We start from the raw sequence: 24,029 nt of genomic DNA on the forward strand, positions 1-24,029 counted from the left end.
GAGCGGCGCCCTGGTCATCGCACTTTCAATGTGGACAGGCCGATCACGGCCAGCACGATGGCGACGATCCAGAATCGCACGACTACGGTTGATTCCGCCCAGCCCTTCTGTTCGTAGTGATGATGGATCGGAGCCATCCTGAATACCCGTTTTCCCGTGCGCTTGAACCAGAATACCTGGATGATTACCGATGCCGCTTCCAGCACGAACAATCCACCGACGATCGCAAGGACAACCTCGTGGTGAGAGGCGACTGCGATGGTTCCCAATGCTCCACCAAGCGCCAGCGAACCTGTATCGCCCATGAAGACAGCCGCCGGAGGTGCATTAAACCACAGGAAAGCAAGCCCAGCCCCGATGATTGCCGCGCAAAGGATAGCCAGTTCACCGGCGCCCGGAACATGCGGAATGCCAAGATAGCTTGCATAGTCAACCCGTCCTACGAGATAGGCGATGATCGCAAACGTGCCCGCAGCAATGATGACGGGCATGATCGCCAGCCCATCCAGCCCGTCAGTGAGGTTCACCGCATTGCCCGCCCCGACGATGACAAAAGCGGCAAAGACATAGAAAAACGGCCCGAGCGGAATCGCCGCGGAGACAAAGGGCAGGTACAGGCTGGTGTCACGCACGATCAGGAACGCTGCGAGCCCCGCAATGCCGAACTCCACCAGCAGGCGAACCCTGCCCGAAACTCCTTTATGACTGGCTTTGCGCACCTTGTCCCAATCATCAAGGAAGCCCACGAGCCCGAAGCCGACCGTGACTGCGATGCAGGCCCACACCAGCGCAGACCGAAGATCCATCCACAACAGCATCGACACGGTCACCGACACGATGATCAACAGCCCGCCCATTGTGGGCGTGCCTCTCTTGGCCAGATGCGTCTGTGGCCCATCAAGGCGGATGGGCTGACCACGGCCCTGACGAATGCGCAGCATGTTGATGAACGAGGGGCCGATGACAAGACCGATTGCAAGCGCCGTCAGCAGACAAGCGCCGGCGCGGAACGTCTGATACCGGACCAGATTGGTCAACCCTGCAAAGTTCAGCCATTCGGCAATCAGATAGAGCATCTGGCTTCCCTGGGCGTGGCACTGTAAATCACGCGCCTGCCTGTTCGATAAAGATCCCGCGCGGGGCTTGCGTGTTTGCACGCCCTGCGGGACTGCGCCTTGTTTGTGAAGCGCAGATACGTCCGTTTTACCGGGTATCCAAACACGTGTGCCGCAGCCCTGATGGTCATGGCGCGTCGTTATTGCCGAATGCCTCTGCGGCAAGGATCATGGCGGCCGCGCCCGGCGACGCCCCGGCCATGTGCATGGCGCCCACCACTGCGAGCGAAGCGGCGGCATCGGCCTCGGCGGCAATCGTGTAGCACAGCTTGCGCCCGTTCATGTCTGCTGTAACCAGCGAACCGCCGAACGGCCCTGCCACACGATCAAGCAGCCGGATCTCCGCGCTGGCTTTACGGCCATAGCCGAATACCTGTGCACCGGCGTCGAGCGCTGCAGCGCGCCAGCAGGCAAAATCGGAGTGATCAGCCGGCATCAGCGCCGATCCGCCCGGCTGGAGCGCGGATGCCGCCCGGCATCCCCCTGCACGAGACGCTGCGCTGCCTAGGATCAGGAGGTGCGGGCGCAATACAGCTGGTCTGTCTACGTCATCAATGCCGAAAAGCGCATGGCTGTTGTCGCTTGCCAGCCGGGCGAGCGCCAGATCCAGCCCCTGCTCCGTGTTGGCGGCAAAAGACATTCCCTTGCTCGCCAGCTTGAGCGCCTGATCAAGCGAAGCGGGAGCTGTGTTCCGCCCAAATCCCAGAATGGCAATGACTGTCGCGCGCGTGCGGTTGCGAGCCGCACGCGCCAGCCGTTCCAGCGCACGTTCTGTATCGTCCACCAGCACGTGCGGTCCACCGACCGGTTTCGAGCATACGATTCCGGTCGCACCTTTGGCGAAGGCAGCCTGCGCATCGAGTTCGGCTTGCGCGAAATAAAGCGTGCCCTGCTCCACCTCCTGAGGCGAGATTGCGACACTGCCGGCTTCGAAAGTGCCGCTCGCCTGCCCGCCCACCGAGGCGGCAACTGCCTGTGCATCCCACAAGGCGCTCGGTTCTGAAATGCCGGCACCGGCAATGATCGCCTGCCGCGTGGAAGCGGGAATGGGACCAGGACACGTCCTGGCGCCATTCCTTGCCAAGACACCGGAGATGATCCTTGAGGCGCCATTCATGCTGCACATTCCCTTGCTACGGCTACGTCATCGAACGGGTGGACCCGGGCAGCATCGCCCCGCCCGACGATCTGGCCCTGTTCATGCCCCTTGCCGGCGATAAGGACGATATCGCCCGCTGCCGCCATGCTGATAGCGGCGGCAATCGCTGCCCGCCGGTCAGAAATTTCGTCAACTTTTCCCCCGGCGTTGTCGGTATCGTGAAACCCTTCGAGCACAGCTGCTCTGATTGCCGCAGGATCCTCACCGCGCGGATTGTCATCTGTAACAATGGCGATGTCAGCTATTTGCGCGACCGCTTCGCCCATCGCCCGGCGCTTGCCTTCATCGCGATCGCCGCCAGCACCGAAGATGACGATCAGCCGCCCCTCCACGTGTGAGCGCAATGTTGTCATGACCGCAATCAACGCTTCGGGCGTGTGCGCGTAATCGACATAAACAGGCGCTCCGGTGCGCGAGATTACTGCACGCTCCAGCCTGCCACGAACCGGCTGCAACCGCGCCATTGCGTCAAAGACCTGTGCGGCTGAAGGACCATCAGGTCCGGCTGTCGCCAGCACAAGACCGGCCGCACACAGGGCATTCGCCGCCTGATATCGCCCGATTAGGGGCAGGCGAACCGCTATTTCCTGCCCGGCGTGTGCAACCGTAATATCCTGACCCAGCGCGCTGGCGGCATGCGACAGCAGCCGGATGCCGCGCTCGGCGTCGCCGTTCTCTCCTACGGCGAACAGGCGCAATCCCCTGCCCCTCGCCCGCCGCGCTACCTCGGGGCTGTACGGATCGTCCATCCACACGACAACCGCACCGTTTTGATCAACCACCTCATCGACGAGGCGCATCTTCGCCTCGAAGTAATCCTCCATGGTTGCATGATAGTCGAGGTGATCACGGGAAAAGCTGGTGAAGGCGCCAGCCGAGACGGTCGGACCTTCGTTTCGGTGCTGCGACAGACCATGGCTCGAGGCTTCATAAGCCACATGGGTGACGCCTTCGCGGGAAAGACCTGCAAGGTTCGACAGGAACGTGACAACATCGGGAGTCGTCAGCCCCGTAGCAGTGGATTCGTCGAACGCCGTTACTCCCAGCGTGCCAATCGACGCGGCGGAGAAGCCGCACATTCGCCAGATCTGCCGGGTAAGCTCAACCGTTGAGGTCTTGCCATTGGTTCCCGTCACCGCAACGATTGTCGCTGGTACAGGCGTAAAGAAACCGGCAGCCAATCGTGCAAATGCCCGGCGCGGATGAAGGGCGGCAATGTGCACCGCGCCATCAACCTTGACGTGTGGCCGGGCGACGACCGCCACGGCACCTGCAGCGACTGCCGCAGGAACAAATTCTTCGCCATTGGCGCTGTTGCCGACAAAGGCGCCAAATACAGAACCTGCCGACACCTTGCGATGATCAATGGCAAAGCCGGTCACGGCACCGTCGCCGACAGGTGCCATGCCAGCGGCTTGAAGAAGGGTGGCCAGCCGCATCAGTGCATGTCCCCGACCAGCGGGGCAAGGTCTGCAAGGTCTATGTCGAGGTTATCGTCGGGATAGACACCGAGCATAGGACCGATGCGCGGCACCAGGCGACCAACCGCAGGCGCTGCGTTCCATGCGGCGGTGCGCTGGTAGTATGTGGCGGGCGTTCCCTTGGGCTCGTCAAACATGGTCAGCACCACGTAACGCGGGTTGTCCATCGGGAAAGCGGCGGCAAAGGTGGTGACCAGCGTAGAGCGGGCATAGCCGCCGTTGCTGGGCTTTTCCGCACTGCCGGTCTTGCCGCCCAACCGGAAACCGGGCGCTTCTGCCCTGCGTCCGGTTCCGCCTTTCACGATCAGGCGCAGCATCTGGCGCATGCGGCCGCTGGTCGCCTCGCTGAAGACCCGCCGCCCCTGAGGCACATCCTGCGCGTCCAGCCGGCGCAGCGTTGCCGGGCGCCAGATACCGCCGTTCACCATTGCAGCATAAGCGCCAGCAAGGTGCAGCGGCGTAACCGCGATGCCATGGCCGAACGACACCGTCATCGTCGTCAGGCGCGGCCAGTCTCCACTGCGCCAGATGGGAAAACCGCGTGCCGGCAGTTCGATGACGGGGCGCTCGTTGAAGCCGAGCTCTTCCATCTTGTGCTTCATTCGCGCCGAGCCAAGGTCATCCGCGATGCGCGCCGTCACGATATTGGATGAGTGCATCAGCGCCTTGGGGACATTGAGCGATGCGCCGAGGCTGTGGCTGTCGCGGATCGTGAAACGGCCCACGCGCAAGCCGCTGCCGGCAGGATACTGATGCGCAAGGCTGGTGATCGTGCCAGCATCGAGCGCAGCGGCAATGGTGAGCGGCTTGAATGTCGAGCCAAGTTCGTAAACCTGATTGGTTACCCTGTTGAACATCAGATCCATGCCACGACCGTCGATCTTGTTGGGGTCGAACGATGGAAGGGACGCAAGCGCAAGCACCTCGCCAGTGTCGACGTCCAGCACGATACCTGCCGCCCCAAGCGCCTGCGCCTCGCCAATGCCGCGCATCAGCTCGTCTTCCAGCGCTGCCTGCACCCGTGCATCGATCGACAGCGCCACAGGTGCGCCGCGCGTGGCCGGATCGCTCAACTGATCGTTGAACACCTGCTCCATGCCGACCCGTCCCTGCCCATCGGATGCGACATAGCCCAGCACATGCGCAGCAAGCTTGCCCTGCGGATAATAGCGGCTCGGCTCACGCGGGGGGTTGAGTGCAGGCTCCCCGATGGCAAACACCTTTGTTGCATCGGCAGGCAGAATGCGGCGGCGCAAGTACCCTGGCTTGCCCGACGCGAGCCGGCGCGTCAGTTCCGCCTCGTCCATCTCCGGAAAAATGGCGACCAAGGCTTGGGCGACTTCGGCCGCAGACCGGGTGAGCGGCGGACCACCTTCCATCGCCTTGGGGTTGAACCACAAGGCGTAGGATTTGAAATCGCGCGCCAGCGGGACGCCGTGACGATCGGTAATTTCACCTCTGTCCGGCAGGAGAACATTGCCTGCCTTGCTGGGCAGATGCTCGCTTTCGTAAAGGCCCAGCATGCCGATGCGCAGGACCAGCACGGTCGTGAATAACACGACTGCGATGATGACGAAGCCAATGCGGCCACGCACCATATCAAGGATCTGTGCGCGCCGGCCGCTTCTGCCATGCACACCACCGGGGAGATGCTCCTGAGATGCGCCCATGCGACCCGCTGCAAGGGCGCCTTTGCTGCTGCGATCCACAGCGAGACCGGATTTCTGCGCAGAGCCGGTGGTTTCCTCGTCTGACAGGGCACGACCTGAGATGATCCTGGCCGGCATAGTCCCGGCCTGACCGCCTGCTGCCTGCCTGAAATTGCCCGGTAACAACGTGGATGGCGTGGATGCCATCAATTCACACCCTCTGCTCCGGCAAGCACGCCTTCAAGATCGAAGCGTTCGGCAAAGGCGCGCGGCGATTGTCCGGGCCGTTGCGAAGCAGGTAGCGGCGCAAGCTTGACAGGGTCGAGCAACACTGGCTCGCGCCGCGGCACCGGTGCTGCACGCACCGGGCGATCATCGCGCGCAGCAAGCTGCTTTGCCGGAACACGGGACGCCATTTGGGCAACCGCAAGGCGGGCCGGCGCTGGCGCGGAAGAACGCTGCGTCGCTTGCGACGGCGACAGAAGCGTTGCCCGAGCTGAATTGGCAGCCAAGGTGGCGCCGGGGGTGGCAGTCGGGGTTGCCGACAGTGCCGCAGCGCGGATCGGGCTTGGCCCGATCTGCTCCACACTGCCGCCGGCATCTGCCATCATGACGTTGTCCGGCGATTGGGTCGGCGTGACCACTCCCAGCGAGGCAAGCTCCTGGCGGGTTTCGAAAAACTGCCCCGCATTGGGTGCGACATAGCCGAACTCGACCTCGTTCCAGCGAACCAGCTGCTGCTGACGCGCGCGCGTCTGAAACTCGGTTTCAAGGACGAGCATACTCTGCTTCGTGGCCAGGATCGCGCGCTCCGTCGTCACGATGCGGCTGTTGACGCTCTTGACCTGCAACATGAGTGCAAAGCAGATCGTGGAGATCACGATCAGGGCCGCTGTCCACAGCAGAGTCTGGCACTGGCTGCGGCTGATCATGCGAAGGTCCTTTCAAGGTGGGTACGGGCAGGAGCAGCGGTGCGCACCGCGCAGCGCAAAGTGGCAGAACGCGCCCGAGGATTGCGGGCCAGTTCCCCTGCCCCCGGCCGGATTGCCTTGGCCGGACGGGAGAAGGCGGGCGGTGAAGCATGCCGGGTGGCAGGCAGGTGGCGCGATGGTGCAGCGCCGCTGTTGGAGCCATCCCGCAGGAACTGCTTGACGATCCGGTCCTCAAGGCTGTGGAAGCTGACCACGGCAAGCCGGCCACCGGTGACGAGCAGTCCTTCGGCAGCGATCAGGCCGGCCTTCAATTCATCAAGTTCGGTATTGATGTAGATCCGGATTGCCTGAAAGCTGCGCGTGGCGGGATCCTTGGGTGCATTGCTCCGCCTGTCGTTGCGGTTGAAGCCCAGCGCCTTGCGCACGACCTGCGCCAGCTGCGCAGTGGTGTGCAGCGGACGCGCTACGACAATGGCGCGGGCAACACGCCGTGACTGGCGCTCTTCTCCATAGTGGTAAAGCACATCTGCAATGGCCGCCTCATCTGCGGTGTTCAGAAAATCGGCTGCCGTTTCGCCCTCGCTCGACATGCGCATGTCGAGCGGCCCATCCTGCGAAAAGGCAAAGCCCCGCTCTGCATTGTCCAGCTGCATGGAAGAAACACCCACGTCGAGCACGACTCCATCGACCTTGTCGATGCCGGTGGCCTGCATCGCATCCGCCATCTGGGAGAAGCGGCGCGGATGAAGAACAAGGCGCGGGCTCGCCCCTGCTGCCTGCGGCCAGTCGCGGGCAGCGGCAATGGCATGCGGATCGCGGTCGAAGCCATGGACGCGCGCACCCGCCGCCAGCAAGGCCTGCGAATAGCCGCCGGCGCCAAACGTGCCGTCGATGATCACTGCGTCACGCAAGGGGGCCAGTGCAGCAAGCACTTCGTCCAGGAGGACCGGTATATGCGCCATGCTCATCCCGCGTCTCCGCGTCCGGCAGTGCTGCCAGCACCCGGTTTGGCGCGGCCCGGCTTTTTTGCAGGCTTGCCGGTATCTGCCATCATCGCCTTGCACGCTGCCTTGGCGGCAGCCCAGTCATCAGGCATTTCAAAGAGCCGGGACGGGTTCCACAAGGTAAAGAAAGTGCCGCCGCCCTGGAAGAACAGCCCACCATCGATCCGGGCAAGATCGGCCAGATGTTCAGGCATGATGAACCGCCCGGAATCGTCGAAAGGAATCTCGAGAAATCCGTAAAGCTGCGCTGACCGGGTATCCCGATCGAAATCACTACCGATGCGAAGGGCACGCTCTTCCTCGCGATCGAGCTGGTGTTCAAGATCGTCCATGCGCGACAGGCCAAAACCGGTCAGGCAATCCCAACGCTCATGCTTGGCGATGCAGAGGATTCGCTGGTTCTGGGACGAATCAAGAACAACCTTGCGGAACGTCGGAGGCAATACAAAGCGACCCTTCTCGCCCCGAAGCGAAAAGCCTTGCCCCCTATAGCTGTGCGGCCTTGCCGACACGTCCCATCCCCGAACTGCGAACGCAGATCCCCGGTCCGGACAGCGCCAAAACACTGCCCGGGTTGCCCTTATGGCCCGGTGGATCATCGTTCCAATGAAGCGACGGTATTACATTCGCTTTGACGGGGATGAAAGGGGAAATTACGGGAAACTACGGTCAATCGGTCCAAAACGGCACCTATTGGGCAGCGTGCCACCCCCCACGTGCCGGCAGCAGCATGGATCGGTCAGTCCAAACAGCGCGCAAAATAAACAGCTTGCGCGACCGTTGCACACATCGTCCCGTAAAATCCCGTGCTCAGGAAGGAAAAGCCAGGTCAAGCAGCTGTGAAAGCGCAGCTACGCCCTGCGGCGGCGGCGCATCGCCCGAGGCCATCATGGCTGCATCGGCAACGATCATCGCAGTGCCGGCACCAATCCGGCAGTGTGCCAGGATACCGCCACCTTCAAGGCGACACGCTGCATCATGCCCAGATCCTGTCAGACGCAGTTCACCGGCTTGAGCGACCGGCAAAGCAAATGGCAGCGATGCCATTCGCATCGTGTCCGGCTGATCCTGATCGTGCAGCAGTTCCAGACCCCAGCGGGCCAAGATAGGGGACAGCATGGCCGTGCCCTCGGGACGTCGCCGATCGCCTAGAGCATAGCGCGATGCTGTCTCCAGCAGCGGATCGACCAGCAGCAACAGCTGCCCGCCATTGCGCACCCACCGGTCAAGCGCGACATTCTCCACAGGGGTGAGCGCACGCGGCTGTATCATCAGCAGAGTTTTCTGCGCCTGGAGATCTTCCAGGGTGTCGATGGGCACAAGTGCATGATCGCGCTCCAGTTCGGTCCGGACCCAATGATCCTCGACCGTGCCGGCAGCAAGTTCGGCGACATCGCCCTCGGCCCAGAAAACAGGCAGGCTGGTGAACAGCGTAAGAGCGGTCTTGCCCATTGTCGGTGCAACTTCGGCAGGCGCCCTGTCGCAGCTTGTCAGCATGAGAAACGCAGCCGCGCACAAGACAGCGACAGACCGCACCCTAACCAGAGGTGCCGGTACCCTGGACCCGATCGGACGCAGCGGCGCCGCCGGGCTCCTGCTGCTGTGTGGCAGGCGCAGTCGGAGTATTCTGAGCCGGCAAGTCGGGAACCTTTATCGTTTCTGCCGGAAGTTCCGGAGCAACGCCGATGTCCGCCAGCGGGTCTGTTGCCGGCGCCGGCACAGTGCTGACCGCCTCATCGCTGGCAGCGCCGGCATCGTCAGCTTCCAGCGCCTGCTGCATGATGGTGCTGGCAAGCGCCACCAGCAACAGCATCGCGATCAGCCCGGCGATACCGATCTGCACACGCTGCATCGCGCGGGCGCGGATTTCCCGGCCATGCGGCAAACCCTGTTCGGCCGGTAGCGAACGGCTGCTCTCAGGCGGCATCATGACCGTACCAGCCAGGGGAATACGGCAAGGTTCTTTTCGCGCAGCCAGTCCCGGTTGTACAAGGTTGAGAGATAGCGCAGCCCGGTATCGCACAGGATCGTGACCACTCTGGCTGGACGGCCGAGCCGCTGCGTCAGCGCACGGCCCAACTGCACCGCACCTGCGACATTGATGCCGGACGACAGGCCAAGGCACAGCCCCTCTTCGGCAAGCAGGCGGCGCACCCAGTCAAGCCCTTCCGCATCGGAAATGCGGTATTGCGTATCGATCGCCGCACCATCTAGATTGGCGGTGATCCGCCCCTGGCCGATACCTTCTGCAACCGATGTGCCTTCGCTTTTCAGTTCGCCAGTGGCGTAGAAACTGTAAAGCGCGGCGCCATGCGGATCGGCAAGGCCGATTGTCACCGCGTCGGAACGTTCCTTGAGCGCAAGGCCGACACCCGCAATGGTGCCGCCGGTCCCCGCCGCACAGATGAACCCATCGATGCGCCCATCCAGCTGGTCCCAGATTTCGGGGCCGGTCGTGTCGATATGCGCCTTGCGGTTGGCAGTGTTGTCGAACTGGTCTGCCCAGACTGCTCCCGCGGTGTCCTGCGCCAGCCGGCGCGATGTGTGCACAAAATGTGCAGGATTGGAAAATGGCGCTGCCGGCACCAGCACCAGCTCGGCGCCCAGTGCACGCAATGTATCTATTTTTTCACGCGACTGCGTCTCGGGCATGACGATGATCGTCCGGTAACCGCATGCGTTGCCTACCAGCGCCAGGCCGATGCCGGTGTTACCCGCCGTACCTTCGACAATGATGCCGCCAGAGCGCAGCGCGCCGCGTCTTTCCGCGTCGCGCACGATCCACAAGGCCGCGCGGTCCTTCACCGAACCGCCGGGATTGGTGTATTCGCACTTGCCGAAAATGTCGCATCCGGCTTCCTTGCTGGGCCCTGAAAGGCGGACAAGCGGCGTATTGCCGATAAGCGCGAGCGTGTCGTTTGCTACATGCATCTTGCGCAAGGTAGGGTGCAGTGCTCGCAAGGGCAATGCGCAAAAACCGTGCGCCTCAACCTCGCGCCGCCCGGATTGCGGCACCGCTTGCAAAGGGGGCGATTGCGACCAGCACCAGGCTCACCGCGCCCGTCAGTGCAATGCCGCCCTCACCTCCCGCCGACAGGCTGCCTGCGCCGAAGATCAGCAGAGGAACCGCAAGCGGCACCAGCAGCAGTCCCGCCATTGCCGCACCGCTGCGCAAGCCGGCAGTGATGGCCGCCACCATGATGCCCAGCGCTGCCAGCCCTGGTGTGCCGGCCAGCAGCCCCAGTTCCAGCAGCCGCAAATGATCGGCAGAAAGCCCCAGCAGCGCCGCGGCGGGCAACGTCGCCAGCATGAGCGGCACTGCAAACACCAGCCAATGCGCCACCATGCGGGCCGCCGCCACCCACTCCTCCGACAACCCGCGCAGGACCCATTGGTCGAAAAATCCGGCGTCGAGATCGGGTTCGATCAACCGGTCCACGGGCAGGATCGCAGCCAGCAGCGCAGCGACCCAGACGATCCCGCCACCCGTGCGGGCAAGCAGCGCGGCATCCGGCCCGACAGCAAAGGGAAACAACATGGCGACGGCAAGGAAGAACAGCACCGGCAATCCGCCCCCGCCCCTGCGCCCGCCTGTCAGCAGCAGCAGCGTGTCACGCCGGAAAACCTGCCACAGCATGTCTGTCACGGCAGAAAATCAGCGATGTCGATACGGCGGGTCACTGGCGCGGGAAGCATCTGATGCGAAGCGATGATGCAGATGCCGCCACTGGCACAATGCTTTGTCATCATTCCACCCATGGTCGCGACCGAGCGGGCGTCGAGTCCATTGAGCGGCTCGTCAAGCAGCCAGATGGGTGCACCGCGCCCAAGCGTACGGGCAAGCGCGGCGCGGCGGCGTTGCCCGGTGGACAAATATCGCACCGGCACGTCAAGCAGGTCATCGAGCTCGGCTGCACTGGCGATGCGGTTCATGTCCTGTGGCTCCAGGAGGTCACATCTGGCCCAGAATTCAAGAGCCCGGCCAAGCGGTTGATGCATATCGAGCGCCAGCCGTTCATCGAGCAACGCGACCGCCCCCTGGCGCGCCACATTGCCTGCCCACGGCGGCAGCAATCCGGCAAGGATGCGGATGAGACTGGACTTGCCGACCCCGTTCGGTCCGGCAAGATGCAGGGTTTCGCCGCCCTGCACTGCAAAGGACAGGCGGGCAAACAGCAGCCGATCGCCGCGGCGGCACGCAAGGTCGCTGGCGTTGATCCTGCACTCTCCGAAGCCCGGCTGTGGCAACGCATCAGTCCCGTCGCAGGCGGGAACAGCTGCGTGATCAGGGTCAGTCTCAGGGCGCGTCGGAACCATGCCTTGTCCGCCTATGGGATTGCCCTGGTCCTGCCAAGCAGGTTCGATGCGTGGCAGCGCATTGGCGAGCCTGCGCGCCATGAACAGAAGACAACCACGCTACACAGCAGCGCTTTGATAGACATGCCAGATGAACACCGCCACTGCCCCGCGCCATGGCCGCCATGGTTCGGCCAGGAGGCGCGTCTCTGTCTCGTTCGGCCGCCGATCAAGGCCGAGTATGCGTCCGATGCCGACCCTTATGGCAAGATCGCCCGCCGGCCAGATATCCTGCCGCCCTTCTGCAAACAGCAGGTAGATTTCCGCTGACCAGCGGCCGATCCCCTTTACTTCCATGAGCTGTGCGATTGCCTGCTGGTCATCATCGGGCAGCGCATGCAGATCAAGCGCGCCCCCTGCCACAAGCTCGCACAGCGACCGGGCATACGCCTCCTTCTGCCGCGAGAGGCCGCATGCCCGCAAATCTTCATGGCTCGCCGCCAGGAGTGCGGCGGGCGCGATCTCGTCGCCGAGCATTGCGGTCAGCCGACGCCACACCGCTTCGGCCGACGCGACCGAAACCTGCTGCCCCAGGATGATCCGCAGCAAGGTAGCATGGCCGCGCGGCTGGATGCGTTCATCGGGATAGCCAAACCTTTGCAACGCCTCGGCAATTGCGGGGTGCGAAGCGGCAATCCGGTCCAGACCTTCGGCAATGATCCCTTGCTGCATCGTGCTGCCTCTTCAATGGCGAAATTGCGTCATGCCGCGCCTGATGGCTGATACCGCTGGCAAAAACCGCCGGCAATGCCGCTGGCCAAAGCGGCTTGCCATTCGGCATCCAAAGCGATAGCAGCCACGCCGGACGTGGGCAGAACCGGCCGGTATTGCGCAAAGTGATATCGCGCTGGCAAAGCCCGGCAAGAACAGGACAAGCGATGCCCAAACTGATTGTCGTCAATCGCAATGGCGAGGAAAGCACGGTCGATGCAGAAACCGGGCTGAGCGTGATGGAAGTCATTCGTGACGGCGGCTACGACGAATTGCTGGCGCTGTGCGGCGGTTGCTGTTCGTGTGCCACCTGCCATGTCTATGTCGATCCTGACTTCGGCGACCGCCTGCCACCTGTCGGTGAGGACGAGGACGACCTGCTTGACAGTTCCGACCATCGCAAGGAAAACTCGCGCCTTTCGTGCCAGATCCCGGTTGCAGACGATCTGGACGGCATGCGGGTGCAAATCGCTCCCGAGGACTAAGTTTTCACGCCGCGCTGCTGAACGTCTGCAAAGCGGCTGATCCGTCCTGCCGACGCTCGGTCACGACAGGTAGGGCGGCAGATGCAGACCCTTGGGGCTTTGGGTAAATATCTCGCAGCCATCATCGGTAATGCCGATCGAATGTTCGAACTGCGCGGACAATGATCGATCGCGAGTCACCGCTGTCCAGCCATCGTCCAGCAGCTTGACCCCCGCCTTGCCGGCATTGATCATCGGTTCGATGGTAAAGAACATCCCCGGCTTCAACTCGGGGCCGGTGCCTGCCACGCCGGCATGCACGATTTCGGGCGCATCATGGAACAGACGGCCAAGACCGTGGCCGCAGAACTCCCGGACAACACCGTACCGATGCGCTTCTGCATGGCTCTGGATGGCAGCGGCAATATCGCCGATCCGGTTGCCGGGTCTGGCCTGATCGATCCCGATCATCAGGCATTCATACGTCACCTCGACCAGCCGACGCGCTTTCAGCGGCACGTCGCCGACGTGGTACATGCGCGACGAATCCCCATGCCAACCATCGAGCAGCGGGGTTACATCAATGTTGACGATGTCCCCTTCCTTCAGCGCCTTGTCGGCCGGGATGCCGTGACACACGACATGGTTGATGGAGATACAACAGCTGTGCCGGTACCCACGATAACCCAGCGTTGCCGGAACTGCTCCCCCGTCAAGAGTAAGGCGGCGCACCGTATCATCGAGCTGCGCCGTGGTGACGCCGGGCTGCACCATCTGCGCCATGGCATCGAGTATCTCCGCCGCCAGCCGGCCCGCCCGCCGCATGCCGGCAAAGGCAGCGGCACCGTGCAGCTTGATCGTGCCGTCACGCGGCAGCACATCTTCATCATCGACGATCTGGTACAGGTTCATGGCGCCCATGTAGCGGCGGCAGGCTCGGATTGCGAGAGGCCAGATTGCGTAAGCCTGAGCCGCGGTGCAATTGCCCTCATCTATGCAGGCGTGCCGGTCAGCGCCTACCGAGCCACAAAGGCATCGCGGTAGGCCGGCTTTACCGCGTCCAGGATCCTGTCCGTCACAGGCAGCGTCACTTCGTAAGAGCCCTCCGCATAAGGTCCGGCATTGTAGGGAGCGATCAGGAAGCCAATGCGATCGATGGCGCTGCCATTGGTCGAACCAAGGATGACTGTGCTGTTGGCCACCGGTTCGATGCAGTCGGAAAACGGATCGTCGCTGCGGCGCACTGGCTCATCCCGCTTTGCCGCTCGCTGCCGGTCGAGTGCGGTGCAGAACGCATCCTGTGTCGCCGCATCCAGCTTTGCCGAGGAAGTGAATACATCGATGGGCTTGATAGCCTCTTGCGCCTTGCGATCCCACAAAAGCGCATCGGAAACGGTCATGCCATGCGCACCGCCGGAATAGGAGTACTGCGTTGCAGACAGCGACAGGAAACGTGGTGTGTCGGTCACCACTTGCCAGCTCTTGTCCATTGCATAAGTGCGATAGGGAAACCCCGAAGCATCCATCTCTGCCTTCGCTGCTTCGGCGTCATTGGTGAGTTCGTTCTTGAGCCGCGTACGCTCTGTGGTCAGGATCGCGGCAACCGGAGCGATCTTTCCGGCAGCAGCGGGCCAGCTATAGGCAAACTCATACAGCGCGTTGTCCTCTTTTACGGCCTGCGCATCGCCAGCAGTGGCGCTCCCCTCGACCGCATCTGCACCGCCTGCCGCTTCGACATTGCCCGCAGTCTGCGTTCCGCAGGCTGACAACAGCAACAAGGCCGATACAATGGCAATTCGCATGTAAAAAATCCTCGCAAAATGATGCCGGCGGCCGCTACATGCCAGACATGACTGAAAAGACACGGCTGATCCAGAAGGATCATGGACAGCAGGCGCTTGCAATACATCTGGTGAACGCTGCCTGTCTGCATGATTGGGCAAACACCCTAACGGCGGTTCAGCGCGAAATTCTTGCAGCGCAGAAATTTGAGGGCAAGCCAAACCAGACCGCGATTCTGGCCCATGAAGATGGTTGGCTTGCCGTCGGCGGGGTTGCCGATCCCGCCGACCTTTCCAGCTGGTGCCTGGCCAGACTTGCCGAAGTGCTGCCCGCCGGGACCTATCGACTTGCCGACCGGTTGCCGGGCGCGGCCCTGTTCGGATGGCAATGTGCGCAATATGTCTTTGCGCTTTACAAGCAGGACGAAAAAGGACAGGGCCCGCGCATCCTGCTCACCGATGACGATGATGATCTGGTGAACGGTTTGATCGCAGAGGCGCAAGCGACCAATTTCGTGCGTGATCTGGTAAATACCCCGGCGCAGGACATGGGGCCGGAAGCCCTGGAAGCGGCCGCACGAAAGATTGCCCAGGAAGCAGGCGCAGACATGCGCGTGACCAAGGGCGACGCATTGCTGCGCGAGCACCCGATGGTGCACGCCGTGGGCCGCGCTGCAGCGGCCGGGTTTGCACCCCGGATGCTGGAGATCGAGTGGGGCGATGCCGATGCACCGCGCCTTGCCGTAGTGGGCAAGGGAGTATCTTTCGATTCAGGCGGGCTAGACATCAAGAATTCGGCCGGCATGGCGCTGATGAAGAAGGATATGGGCGGCGCGGCTCATGCGCTGGCGCTGGCAGCGCTGATCATGCGGCACCGGCTGCCCGTCCGCCTGCACTGCATCGTTCCGGCCGTAGAGAACGCGATTTCCGGCAATGCCTTCCGGCCCGGCGATGTCCTGACATCCAGAGCCGGCAAGACGGTGGAAATTACCAACACCGATGCCGAAGGCCGCCTCATCCTTGCCGACGCGCTGGCGCTGGCCAGTGAGCACCGCCCCGACCTCATCATTGATTTTGCCACGCTGACGGGCGCGGCGCGGGTGGCGCTCGGTCCCGATCTTCCTGCGCTCATGGCGCGGCGCGATGAGACCGCAGACGCTTTTCTTGCAGCGGGGCGCATGCATGATGACGCATGCTGGCGTCTGCCGCTGCCCGGCAGCTACCGGGACATGCTAAAGAGCAACATCGCCGATCTGGCAAATTCGGCAAGCGGCAGTTTCGCAGGGGCAATCACCGCTGGCCTGTTCCTTGATGAATTCGTCGCTGAAGATCTGGATTGGGTGCATCTCGACACCTTTGCATGGCGTCCTTCGGCAAAGCCAGGCCGTCCCGAAGGAGGTGCGGCACTGGGTCTGCGTGCGGCATGGCGGATGCTGCAGCAGCGATACGGCCGATGATGCGCAGGGATGTGCAGGGCATTTGCATCGGGATCGGCGTGCATTATGCCGGAGGCGAACTTGCCTGTTGCCATCGGCGCGGCTAGAGGCGCGTTCTGTTGCCTTGAAAGCAAAGCCGACCTTTGTCCCAGATCGACGCCATGACCGCGCCGCCGCAGTCCTTCATGCTTTGCGGCCCCACCGCCAAGAAAGCGCACGCCACTCTGCCCGCGCGCGGTGATCTTGCGCATATTGGCCTCGCCGGCATCATCTTTGCACCGTACTATGCCATTCCGATGCCCCATCGCGCCAGGAAAGGCAGCACCATCAGCGTAGCTGCCGATCCTGAAGCAGCGGCTTGCGGACAGCTTGCCGCCAGTGACGTGTTCGACGTGCTGGACATTGCCGGTGACTGGGCCTGGGGCGGCACGCCTTGCGGGCAGACAGGCTATGTTCCTGCTGCGCTGCTGGAGCCGCTATCATGATAATCAGCATGATAGTGGCAGCATGACCGTACAGGTGTTCATCGACGGCGCGGCGGGAACCACCGGCCTTGAAATAGCCAGTCGCCTTGGGCAGCGCGATGATCTGGCGCTCATCACCCTTGACGAGCAGCGACGCAAGGATGACACAGCCCGGGCAGAGGCGCTCAACGATTGTGATATCGCTGTTCTGTGCCTGCCCGATGACGCTGCCCGCGCTGCCGTGGCGATGATCCGCAACGACCGCACCCGGGTGATCGACGCGTCGACTGCGCACCGTGTCGCTCCCGACTGGACCTATGGCTTTCCCGAATTGTGCGGCCGGCAAGCGGTTGCAACGGCGAGGTTCCTGTCCAATCCCGGCTGTTATCCGACAGGGTTCCTGGCGCTTGTTGCGCCTTTGGTTCGCGACGGCGTGCTGCCCGAAGATTGGCCGATCACCTGCCATGCAGTCTCGGGCTATTCGGGCGGTGGCAAGGCGATGATCGCGCAATATGAAGAAACTGCTGCGCCTCCTGTCTTTCGCGCATACGCCTTGAGCGGCGGTCACAAGCACCTCGATGAAATGCGCGTACATGGCGGGTTGGTTCATGCTCCGGTCTTTGCCCCGGCTGTCGTGTCCGGATTTCGCGGCATGATCGTCGAAGTGCCGCTGGCGCTTGCGGCAATGCAGGGACGGGAGCACGGCTCTGACGGCCCCGCAGTGGACCCGGCACAGATCCGCGCCAGCCTGCAGGCGGCTTACGAAGGCTCGCGCATTGTCCGGGTCGCACCTGATGGTGCGGCGCCCGCTGCACTGACGATCGCGGCCGACACGCCGCCGTTCGACGACATGGTCTTGCATGTGCTGCCCTCACCGGACCATGCGCAGGTCCGGCTGGTGGCGGTGCTGGACAATCTGGGCAAGGGTGCGAGCGGCGCAGCGGTGCAAAACCTCAACCTGATGGCAGGTCTGTGCGAAACAGCAGGTTTGCGCCTTGCCGGTTGAAGCGCCTGCTCTTTCGCAGTTGCAACATGATATTGAGCGGTTACAGTGACGGCCAAGCGCGATTCTGAAAATCGCAGAAGCGTTCGGCAGGGATCAACCGGCATCTGGCCAAATGGCCGTTGCAGCCGAGCCATGCAGGGGCAGACAGAGCAGTGAAAAAGATCGAGGCGATCATCAAGCCGTTCAAGCTCGACGAAGTCAAGGAAGCATTGCACGAGGTTGGGGTGACCGGCATCACTGTCACTGAAGCCAAGGGCTTCGGGCGGCAGAAGGGCCACACCGAGCTTTACCGCGGCGCCGAATATGTGGTCGATTTCCTGCCCAAGGTAAAGCTGGAGGTGGTAGTTACCTCCGATCTTGCCGACCGGGTGGTCGAGGCCATAGCGAATGCGGCGCAGACCGGGCGCATCGGCGACGGCAAGATCTTCGTCTCGCCTGTCGAAATGGCCATGCGCATCCGCACGCAGGAGCGCGACGCCGACGCGGTCTGATCGCGCTTGTACATCGCACGACGCCCAAGTTCACCATCCTGCCTGCCAATAACGGGGATCATCGATGAAAGGAAAGCCTGTGGCTTCTGCCAATGACATTCTGAAGCGGATCAAGGATGAGGAGATCGAATGGATCGATCTGCGTTTCACCGATCCCAAAGGCAAATGGCAGCATCTGACGATGGTGGCATCGGTCATGGGCGAAGACGAGCTTGAGCAGGGACTGATGTTCGACGGATCGTCGATCGAGGGATGGAAGACGATCAACGAATCGGACATGATCCTGCGCCCGGATCTGGACGCTGCCTATATCGATCCGTTTTCCGCCACGCCGATGATGATCCTGTTTTGCGACATCGTCGAACCTTCGACGGGCGAGCTTTACAACCGCGATCCGCGATCGACGGCGAAGCGCGCCGAAGCCTATCTGAAAAGCACAGGCATCGGCGACACCATCTATGTCGGGCCGGAAGCCGAGTTCTTCATGTTCGACGATGTGCGCTTCTACGACAATTACGCAGGTTCGGGTTACACCATCGACGATATCGAGCTGCCGACCAATACCAACCGCGAATATGATGGTGGCAATCTGGCGCATCGACCCCGTGCCAAGGGCGGCTATTTCCCGGTCGCGCCGGTCGACAGCGCCGTCGACATTCGCGGCGAGATGGTGTCGACCATGCTGGCCATGGGTCTGCCGTGCGACAAGCACCACCATGAGGTCGCCCCGGGGCAGCATGAGCTTGGTATGATGTTCGGCACGCTCGTTGAAACCGCCGACCGCATGCAGATCTACAAATATATCGTCCACATGGTGGCGCAGGCTTACGGCAAGACGGCCACTTTCATGCCCAAGCCGGTCATGAAGGACAACGGGTCGGGCATGCACACCCATATGTCGATCTGGGACAAGGGCAAGGCGACCTTTGCCGGTAATGGCTATGCCGGGCTGTCCGATACCTGTCTTTACTACATCGGCGGCGTCATCAAGCATGCCAAGGCGCTCAATGCCTTTACCAACCCCACCACCAACAGCTACAAGCGGCTGGTGCCGGGTTACGAGGCGCCGGTGCTGCTTGCCTATTCCGCGCGCAACCGTTCGGCGTCCTGCCGCATCCCTTACGGGGCAGGCGAAAAGGCCAAGCGGGTGGAGTTCCGCTTTCCAGATCCGATGGCCAATCCCTATCTTGCCTATGCCGCATTGCTGATGGCGGGGCTCGACGGGATCAGGAACCGGATCCATCCCGGCGAAGCGATGGACAAGAACCTTTACGATCTGCCGCCTGCCGAACTGGCCGACGTGCCAACCGTGGCGACCTCGCTGCGCGAGGCGCTGACCGAGCTTGAGAACAATCACGACTTCCTGCTGCAGGGAGAGGTGTTCTCAAAAGAACAGATCGAGGCGTTCACCGCGCTTAAATGGGAAGAGGTGAAGCGCGTGGAAATGACGCCGAGCGCGGTTGAATACGACCTTTACTACAGCGGCTGATCCCAAGCTGCTGCAATGACAAAGGCGTCCGTTTCATCCCGGGCGCCTTTTGTCATTCGGCCGGCGCAGATGCTGATGTTCAGATCAGCAGCACTGACGCACTGCCCCGGTCATCAGCACCGCAGCATTCCTGAGCAGCTGATCATCGGCTCTTCTGTCCGCTTGTGAACTGCTGCACGGCGGAGGGCGTTTGCAAAAGGGCGGCTATTTTCCCTGGTCGAAGCGATAGTGCCGCTGGCCATTGGGCAAACCATCCTTGCCTGTGCGGGACGAATTATTTGCAGATGGCGCCACCGCATTGGCGATAAGCGCATTCTGCCGGTCGGGATTGAAACGCTCCCAGCCATCCATACCAAGCTGTTCGAGCGGTCGGTAGCGGATCTTGTACTGCATGCGCGCCGACCCCTCGATCCAGTAGCCCAGATAGACGTAGGCCAGCCCTGCATCCGCGGCTCGCCGGATGTGATCAAGAATGATGTAATTGCCAAGCCCCGACCGCGTCGGATGATGCGGATCGTAGAACGAATAGATCATCGACAGACCATCATTCTGCCGATCGGTCAGGCAAGCGCCGACCAGCCTGCCGGGCCGCCCGGCCTGGTCGGGCTCCCGGTATTCCACCACATAACTTGTTACCGGCGTGCGTTCGACCATGTCGGTATAATCTGTCTCGTCCATGGTTGACATGCCACCACCTGGATGACGCGCTGCAAGATATTGTTGGAGGAGCGCATATTGCTCCTCCGTCGACCATGGCTGGCAGGCAGACGGCACCAGATCGGCGTTCTTGCGCAGCGTGCGGGCTTGCGTGCCGGACGGTGCAAATTCGCTTGCGACCACCCGCACCGACACGCAGGCCCGGCAGCCGGTGCAGCTTGGCCTGTAAGCAACGGTCTGACTCCTGCGAAAGCCGATCTGTCCCAGCGCGTCGTTGAGCGCATCGGCATCCCCGCCGTTGATCTCGGTAAAGATCTTCCGTTCCTGCCGGTCAGGCAGATACGGGCATGCTGCCGGAGCAGTTACATAGAAGCGTGGGAATCGTACCGGTGCAGTCACGTAGATATACCTACCCTTCTTCCATCCTTCTGCAAGAGACTTGCATGCGCAGTGCTGCTCATGGCCTGCATCGCGTCAGCCTGTGCTTATGTCGTGAGACTTGCCGGAATGGGAAGGCAGTTTACCACCCGGTCAGCGATTCCTTGCGGATCATCCCGCGTTGACACAGCTTGCCGCCGCCTGCCGGCGCATCACACCCATCAGACACCTTGCAGGGTGATGTTAACCATCCGCCGGTGATCAGGCCAGTTCCACTTCGCCGACCTGATAGCCTTCACCGCGCAACTGGGCGATCAACGCATCGATCTGCCCGCGGTCGCGCGCCTCGCATTCGATGTCGGTGATGAGGCCCTTGGCCGGCAAGGTCGTGAAGATGCGCTGGTGATAGATTTCAATGATGTTGACGTTCTGGGCGTTGAAAGCGCGCATCACCTTGAACAGGGCACCTGGCCGATCCTGCAGCGTCAGCCGCAGCCGCGCCAACCGGCCCGAACGGGCAAGATCGCGCAGCAGCACATTGGCCAGCAGACGGGTGTCGATATTGCCGCCGCACAAGACGATCCCGACGTTGCGCCCTTCGAACATTGCACGATTTGTGCAAACCGCCGCCAGTCCGGCCGCGCCTGCTCCTTCCACTACCGTTTTCTCGATCTGGAGCAGCAACGCCGTTGCCGATTCAAGCGCAGGTTCGTTGACAAGCACAATATCATCAACAAGCCTCTGGATGATCCGTGCTGTCATCTCGCCGGGATCGCGCACGGCAATGCCTTCGGCCAGGGTATCGCCGCCGCACTCCAGGTCGAGCCCATTCACCTTGGCATACATCGAGGGAAACAGCGCGGCCTGCACGCCATAGATGGTGATATCAGGCTTTACCTGGCGCGCCACCGTCGCCATGCCGCTGATCAGCCCGCCGCCACCAATCGGCACAGCCAGAGTGTCGATCTGCGGCGCGTCCTCCAGCATCTCGATCGCAACCGTGCCCTGGCCTGCCGAAACATGCGGGTCGTCGAAAGGGTGCACGAACGTAAGGCCGCGCTCCTGCTCCAGCTTGCGGGCATGGGCGTAGGCATCGTCGTAGGTTTCGCCGTGGAGAACGACCGTGCCGCCGACCGCCTCGGTCTGCATGATCTTGATGGTCGGAGTGGAGCGCGGCATCACGATCGTGACCGGGACGCCCAGTCTCGTGCCATGATAGCTCAGCCCCTGTGCATGGTTGCCGGCCGACGCTGCGATCACGCCGCGCGCGCGGACATCGTCGTCCATCAACAGCAGCGCGTTCAATGCACCCCGCTCCTTGTAAGCGGCGGTAAATTGCTGGTTTTCGAACTTCAGCCAGATATTGGCACCGGTAATCTGCGAAAGCGTTCTGCTGTGCAGGGTCGGCGTCCGCACGACCTGCCCGGATATTCGTGCAGCCGCAGCCCTTACATCGTCGGCGCCATAGGGCACAGGACCTTCCATCTCGGTCCGGAAGGACGGGTTGGGCGCGCGGATTTGCGGATCGTTTTGCGCAGGAGTGCTTGCGTTTTCCATATTGCCTTTCCGGGCGTCATTGATGGCACCTGTCGGCGTTCCGCTCGTCTCGCCTGCAATGCACCCCGCGATGCACAGGGGTTGAAAGCAGGCGCGGGCCGCCCGATCGGTCGATTGTTCTGGCGCCCATGCACCATCGCGTGTGGCGTGTCATGCAAACTGTGGCTAAAGGAGCCCGCATGATGTTTTTGCGATCCCGTCGTCCGCTGCTCCTTTCCCTTGCGATGATGCTGGCGCTGACCGGGCAGAATGCTGCGGCAGACACGCTGGTCGACAATGTGGACGGCATGCGTTTCGACAGGGACGGAACGGTCACGCGATTTGCCGCCATGCTCGTCGACGATGATGGTCGGGTCAGACAGATTTACGACCAGGGGCAAAAACTGCCGCGCGACGTGGATTACCGCCTCGATGGTGGGGGACGCACGCTGCTGCCCGGCTTCGTCGATGCGCATCTGCACGTCAGCGACATTGGCTTTGCCGCCTTGACGCTGGACCTGTCGGATACCCGCAGCCTTGCAGAAGCACGGCAGCGGATCGCACTATACGCAGAGCAGAACCCGGAGCGGGCGTGGATCATCGGCCGCGGCTGGAACCAGGAAGCATGGGGACTTGGACAATTTCCTACCGCAGCGCAACTTGACGATCTGGTCACCGACCGGCCGGTCTGGCTGCAACGGGTGGACGGGCATGCTGGCTGGGCAAACAGCGCAGCGCTTGTTGCCGCCGGGATAGATGTGACCACTGCCGATCCGGCTGGTGGGCGCATCGAGCGGATCGGCACATCGCGGCAGCCTGCCGGCGTGCTGGTCGACAATGCCATGGCGTTGATCGATGCAGCATTGCCGCCTGTGCGCGCCAAGGACAGGGATCTTGCGCTTGAAAAAGCACAGCAGATCCTGCTCGCCCGCGGCATCACTGCAGTGGCCGACATGGGCACCACGCTGAACGGGTGGCAAAGCTACCGCCGCGCGGGAGATCTTGGCCGCCTGCAACTCCGCATCGTCGGCTACGCTGCGGGAACTGTCGACATGGAAGCAATCGCCGGCCCGGGCCCGACGCCGTGGCTATACGGCGACAGGCTGCGCCTTGCCGGTGTCAAGCTGTACATGGATGGTGCGCTCGGCTCCCGCGGGGCTTGGCTCAAGCAGCCCTATGCCGACGCTGCCACACAAACCGGCCTGCCGTTGCTGTCAGGGACGCAGATGCGCAACCTGATGAGCAGGGCGGCGTTGGAGGGGTTCCAGGTGGCGGTCCATGCAATCGGTGATGCAGCCAATTCAGAAGTGCTGGATGCGATTGCCGAACTGAACGAAACTTACACGGGCGATCGGCGCTGGCGTATCGAACATGCGCAGATTGTCGATCCCGGTGATATTGCCCGGTTTGCACAATTGGGAACCGTCGCCTCGATGCAGCCGCAGCATCAGACGTCGGATTGGCAGATGGCGCAGGCGCGGCTTGGCCCTGACCGGCTCACCGGCGCCTATGCGTGGGCCGCAATGGAAGATGCAGGCGTGCCGCTCGCGTTCGGGTCCGATGCCCCGGTGGAGCAGCCTGACGTGTTTGCAGGATTGGCAGCGGCGATCTCGCGGATGGACGCCACGGGACAACCGGCCGGTGGCTGGCTTGCTGAACAGCGGATCGTCCTGTCAACCGCGCTCGCAGCCTATACCAGCGGCGCTGCCTGGGCGCAGCAGGCTGAAGGCCGCTTCGGATCACTCCGGGAAGGGGAATGGGCCGATTTCATACTGCTGTCTGCAAACCCGTTCGATACCACACCTGCCAATCTGCGGGCGATAGAGGTGCTGGAAACCTGGATCGCCGGCAGACGGGTTTATGCTGCCGATAAGCAGCAGACCGGGAATAAGCAGCAGACTGGCACGCGTTAGCAGCGGG

The 24,029-nt window shown here is 62.4% G+C and carries 24 protein-coding genes; 7 read left to right on the forward strand and 17 right to left on the reverse strand.

Going from position 1 to position 24,029, the window contains the following annotated elements:
• Positions 1–14: 14 nt before the first annotated feature.
• The 13 genes from mraY to RM533_RS05670 all read right to left on the reverse strand — a co-directional run bounded on the left by mraY (position 15) and on the right by RM533_RS05670 (position 12,368).
• Positions 15–1,076 (reverse strand): phospho-N-acetylmuramoyl-pentapeptide-transferase, encoded by a 1,062-nt coding sequence (gene mraY, locus RM533_RS05610; RefSeq protein WP_311340233.1) that lies wholly within the window; start codon positions 1,074–1,076, stop codon positions 15–17.
• 166 nt (positions 1,077–1,242) lie between these two features.
• Entirely contained in the window at positions 1,243–2,232 is a 990-nt protein-coding gene (locus RM533_RS05615) for a UDP-N-acetylmuramoyl-tripeptide--D-alanyl-D-alanine ligase (RefSeq protein WP_311340234.1), read from the reverse strand.
• The gene (locus RM533_RS05620) at positions 2,229–3,713 is read right to left on the reverse strand and encodes a UDP-N-acetylmuramoyl-L-alanyl-D-glutamate--2,6-diaminopimelate ligase (protein WP_311340235.1); all 1,485 of its coding nucleotides are present in this window, start codon (positions 3,711–3,713) and stop codon (positions 2,229–2,231) included. The genes RM533_RS05615 and RM533_RS05620 overlap by 4 nt, the downstream gene beginning before the upstream one ends.
• A complete protein-coding gene (locus RM533_RS05625; RefSeq protein WP_432265040.1) occupies positions 3,713–5,353 on the reverse strand; it encodes a peptidoglycan D,D-transpeptidase FtsI family protein in 1,641 nt (546 codons plus the stop codon). Before RM533_RS05625 ends, RM533_RS05620 begins: the two co-directional genes overlap by 1 nt.
• Positions 5,354–5,610: 257 nt before the next feature.
• On the reverse strand, positions 5,611–6,336 hold the full coding sequence (locus tag RM533_RS05630) for a hypothetical protein (RefSeq protein WP_311340236.1): 726 nt from the start codon (positions 6,334–6,336) through the stop codon (positions 5,611–5,613).
• Positions 6,333–7,304: a 16S rRNA (cytosine(1402)-N(4))-methyltransferase RsmH gene (rsmH, locus tag RM533_RS05635; RefSeq protein WP_311340237.1), complete on the reverse strand. Its 972-nt coding sequence runs from the start codon at positions 7,302–7,304 to the stop codon at positions 6,333–6,335. The genes RM533_RS05630 and rsmH overlap by 4 nt, the downstream gene beginning before the upstream one ends.
• Complete coding sequence (locus tag RM533_RS05640; protein ID WP_311340238.1) at positions 7,301–7,783, reverse strand: division/cell wall cluster transcriptional repressor MraZ; 483 nt, start codon at positions 7,781–7,783, stop codon at positions 7,301–7,303. The genes rsmH and RM533_RS05640 overlap by 4 nt, the downstream gene beginning before the upstream one ends.
• 367 nt (positions 7,784–8,150) lie before the next feature.
• Entirely contained in the window at positions 8,151–8,792 is a 642-nt protein-coding gene (locus RM533_RS05645) for a DUF4350 domain-containing protein (RefSeq protein ID WP_311340239.1), read from the reverse strand.
• 85 nt (positions 8,793–8,877) lie between these two features.
• Positions 8,878–9,270, reverse strand: coding sequence for a hypothetical protein (locus tag RM533_RS05650; protein ID WP_311340240.1), 393 nt, complete (start codon positions 9,268–9,270; stop codon positions 8,878–8,880).
• Positions 9,267–10,271 (reverse strand): cysteine synthase A, encoded by a 1,005-nt coding sequence (locus tag RM533_RS05655; protein ID WP_311340241.1) that lies wholly within the window; start codon positions 10,269–10,271, stop codon positions 9,267–9,269. Before RM533_RS05655 ends, RM533_RS05650 begins: the two co-directional genes overlap by 4 nt.
• Positions 10,272–10,326: 55 nt before the next feature.
• A complete protein-coding gene (locus RM533_RS05660) occupies positions 10,327–10,977 on the reverse strand; it encodes a heme exporter protein CcmB (protein WP_311340242.1) in 651 nt (216 codons plus the stop codon).
• A 5-nt stretch (positions 10,978–10,982) separates the two neighbouring features.
• The gene (ccmA, locus tag RM533_RS05665) at positions 10,983–11,738 is read right to left on the reverse strand and encodes a heme ABC exporter ATP-binding protein CcmA (protein ID WP_311340243.1); all 756 of its coding nucleotides are present in this window, start codon (positions 11,736–11,738) and stop codon (positions 10,983–10,985) included.
• A gap of 18 nt (positions 11,739–11,756) precedes the next feature.
• On the reverse strand, positions 11,757–12,368 hold the full coding sequence (locus RM533_RS05670) for a DNA-3-methyladenine glycosylase family protein (protein ID WP_311340244.1): 612 nt from the start codon (positions 12,366–12,368) through the stop codon (positions 11,757–11,759).
• Between the two features lie 206 nt (positions 12,369–12,574).
• Here RM533_RS05670 and RM533_RS05675 point away from each other — a divergent pair, with 206 nt between their 5' ends.
• Positions 12,575–12,892 carry a 2Fe-2S iron-sulfur cluster-binding protein gene (locus RM533_RS05675; protein ID WP_311340245.1) on the forward strand — a complete coding sequence of 106 codons (318 nt, stop codon included), beginning with the start codon at positions 12,575–12,577 and terminating at the stop codon, positions 12,890–12,892.
• Between the two features lie 60 nt (positions 12,893–12,952).
• Here RM533_RS05675 and map read toward each other — a convergent pair whose 3' ends face one another.
• Entirely contained in the window at positions 12,953–13,783 is an 831-nt protein-coding gene (gene map, locus RM533_RS05680; RefSeq protein WP_311340246.1) for a type I methionyl aminopeptidase, read from the reverse strand.
• Between the two features lie 104 nt (positions 13,784–13,887).
• Positions 13,888–14,673, reverse strand: coding sequence for a DUF4163 domain-containing protein (locus tag RM533_RS05685; protein ID WP_311340247.1), 786 nt, complete (start codon positions 14,671–14,673; stop codon positions 13,888–13,890).
• A gap of 47 nt (positions 14,674–14,720) precedes the next feature.
• Here RM533_RS05685 and RM533_RS05690 point away from each other — a divergent pair, with 47 nt between their 5' ends.
• From RM533_RS05690 to glnA, 5 genes are all read left to right on the forward strand, one after another.
• Positions 14,721–16,109 (forward strand): leucyl aminopeptidase family protein, encoded by a 1,389-nt coding sequence (locus RM533_RS05690; RefSeq protein WP_311340248.1) that lies wholly within the window; start codon positions 14,721–14,723, stop codon positions 16,107–16,109.
• A 140-nt stretch (positions 16,110–16,249) separates the two neighbouring features.
• Positions 16,250–16,573, forward strand: coding sequence for an SH3 domain-containing protein (locus tag RM533_RS05695; protein WP_311340249.1), 324 nt, complete (start codon positions 16,250–16,252; stop codon positions 16,571–16,573).
• Positions 16,574–16,595: 22 nt separating this feature from the next.
• On the forward strand, positions 16,596–17,558 hold the full coding sequence (gene argC, locus RM533_RS05700; RefSeq protein WP_311340250.1) for an N-acetyl-gamma-glutamyl-phosphate reductase: 963 nt from the start codon (positions 16,596–16,598) through the stop codon (positions 17,556–17,558).
• Positions 17,559–17,710: 152 nt separating this feature from the next.
• Positions 17,711–18,049, forward strand: coding sequence for a P-II family nitrogen regulator (locus tag RM533_RS05705; protein WP_311340251.1), 339 nt, complete (start codon positions 17,711–17,713; stop codon positions 18,047–18,049).
• Positions 18,050–18,128: 79 nt separating this feature from the next.
• Positions 18,129–19,538, forward strand: coding sequence for a type I glutamate--ammonia ligase (gene glnA / locus RM533_RS05710; RefSeq protein ID WP_311340413.1), 1,410 nt, complete (start codon positions 18,129–18,131; stop codon positions 19,536–19,538).
• A gap of 204 nt (positions 19,539–19,742) precedes the next feature.
• Here the strand turns inward: glnA and RM533_RS05715 are convergent, their stop codons facing one another.
• Positions 19,743–20,594, reverse strand: a complete 852-nt coding sequence (locus RM533_RS05715; RefSeq protein ID WP_311340252.1) for an arginyltransferase — start codon at positions 20,592–20,594, stop codon at positions 19,743–19,745.
• Positions 20,595–20,834: 240 nt separating this feature from the next.
• Positions 20,835–22,058, reverse strand: coding sequence for a threonine ammonia-lyase (locus RM533_RS05720; protein WP_311340414.1), 1,224 nt, complete (start codon positions 22,056–22,058; stop codon positions 20,835–20,837).
• A gap of 251 nt (positions 22,059–22,309) precedes the next feature.
• Here RM533_RS05720 and RM533_RS05725 point away from each other — a divergent pair, with 251 nt between their 5' ends.
• Positions 22,310–24,022: an amidohydrolase gene (locus RM533_RS05725; protein WP_311340253.1), complete on the forward strand. Its 1,713-nt coding sequence runs from the start codon at positions 22,310–22,312 to the stop codon at positions 24,020–24,022.
• Positions 24,023–24,029: the final 7 nt, after the last annotated feature.

Source organism: Croceicoccus esteveae (genome assembly GCF_031846435.1).
GTDB lineage: Bacteria > Pseudomonadota > Alphaproteobacteria > Sphingomonadales > Sphingomonadaceae > Croceicoccus > Croceicoccus esteveae.

Bases quoted from the DNA above. Each gene is read 5' to 3' on its own strand.
- mraY (WP_311340233.1), bottom strand. From the start codon at position 1,076: ATGCTCTATCTGATTGCCGAATGGCTGAACTTTGCAGGGTTGACCAAT.
- RM533_RS05615 (WP_311340234.1), bottom strand. From the start codon at position 2,232: ATGAATGGCGCCTCAAGGATCATCTCCGGTGTCTTGGCAAGGAATGGC.
- RM533_RS05620 (WP_311340235.1), bottom strand. From the start codon at position 3,713: ATGCGGCTGGCCACCCTTCTTCAAGCCGCTGGCATGGCACCTGTCGGC.
- RM533_RS05625 (WP_432265040.1), bottom strand. From the start codon at position 5,353: ATGGTGCGTGGCCGCATTGGCTTCGTCATCATCGCAGTCGTGTTATTC.
- RM533_RS05630 (WP_311340236.1), bottom strand. From the start codon at position 6,336: ATGATCAGCCGCAGCCAGTGCCAGACTCTGCTGTGGACAGCGGCCCTG.
- rsmH (WP_311340237.1), bottom strand. From the start codon at position 7,304: ATGAGCATGGCGCATATACCGGTCCTCCTGGACGAAGTGCTTGCTGCA.
- RM533_RS05645 (WP_311340239.1), bottom strand. From the start codon at position 8,792: ATGGGCAAGACCGCTCTTACGCTGTTCACCAGCCTGCCTGTTTTCTGG.
- RM533_RS05650 (WP_311340240.1), bottom strand. From the start codon at position 9,270: ATGATGCCGCCTGAGAGCAGCCGTTCGCTACCGGCCGAACAGGGTTTG.
- RM533_RS05655 (WP_311340241.1), bottom strand. From the start codon at position 10,271: ATGCATGTAGCAAACGACACGCTCGCGCTTATCGGCAATACGCCGCTT.
- RM533_RS05660 (WP_311340242.1), bottom strand. From the start codon at position 10,977: ATGCTGTGGCAGGTTTTCCGGCGTGACACGCTGCTGCTGCTGACAGGC.
- ccmA (WP_311340243.1), bottom strand. From the start codon at position 11,738: ATGGCGCGCAGGCTCGCCAATGCGCTGCCACGCATCGAACCTGCTTGG.
- RM533_RS05670 (WP_311340244.1), bottom strand. From the start codon at position 12,368: ATGCAGCAAGGGATCATTGCCGAAGGTCTGGACCGGATTGCCGCTTCG.
- RM533_RS05675 (WP_311340245.1), top strand. From the start codon at position 12,575: ATGCCCAAACTGATTGTCGTCAATCGCAATGGCGAGGAAAGCACGGTC.
- map (WP_311340246.1), bottom strand. From the start codon at position 13,783: ATGAACCTGTACCAGATCGTCGATGATGAAGATGTGCTGCCGCGTGAC.
- RM533_RS05685 (WP_311340247.1), bottom strand. From the start codon at position 14,673: ATGCGAATTGCCATTGTATCGGCCTTGTTGCTGTTGTCAGCCTGCGGA.
- RM533_RS05690 (WP_311340248.1), top strand. From the start codon at position 14,721: ATGACTGAAAAGACACGGCTGATCCAGAAGGATCATGGACAGCAGGCG.
- RM533_RS05695 (WP_311340249.1), top strand. From the start codon at position 16,250: ATGACCGCGCCGCCGCAGTCCTTCATGCTTTGCGGCCCCACCGCCAAG.
- argC (WP_311340250.1), top strand. From the start codon at position 16,596: ATGACCGTACAGGTGTTCATCGACGGCGCGGCGGGAACCACCGGCCTT.
- RM533_RS05720 (WP_311340414.1), bottom strand. From the start codon at position 22,058: ATGGAAGGTCCTGTGCCCTATGGCGCCGACGATGTAAGGGCTGCGGCT.
- RM533_RS05725 (WP_311340253.1), top strand. From the start codon at position 22,310: ATGATGTTTTTGCGATCCCGTCGTCCGCTGCTCCTTTCCCTTGCGATG.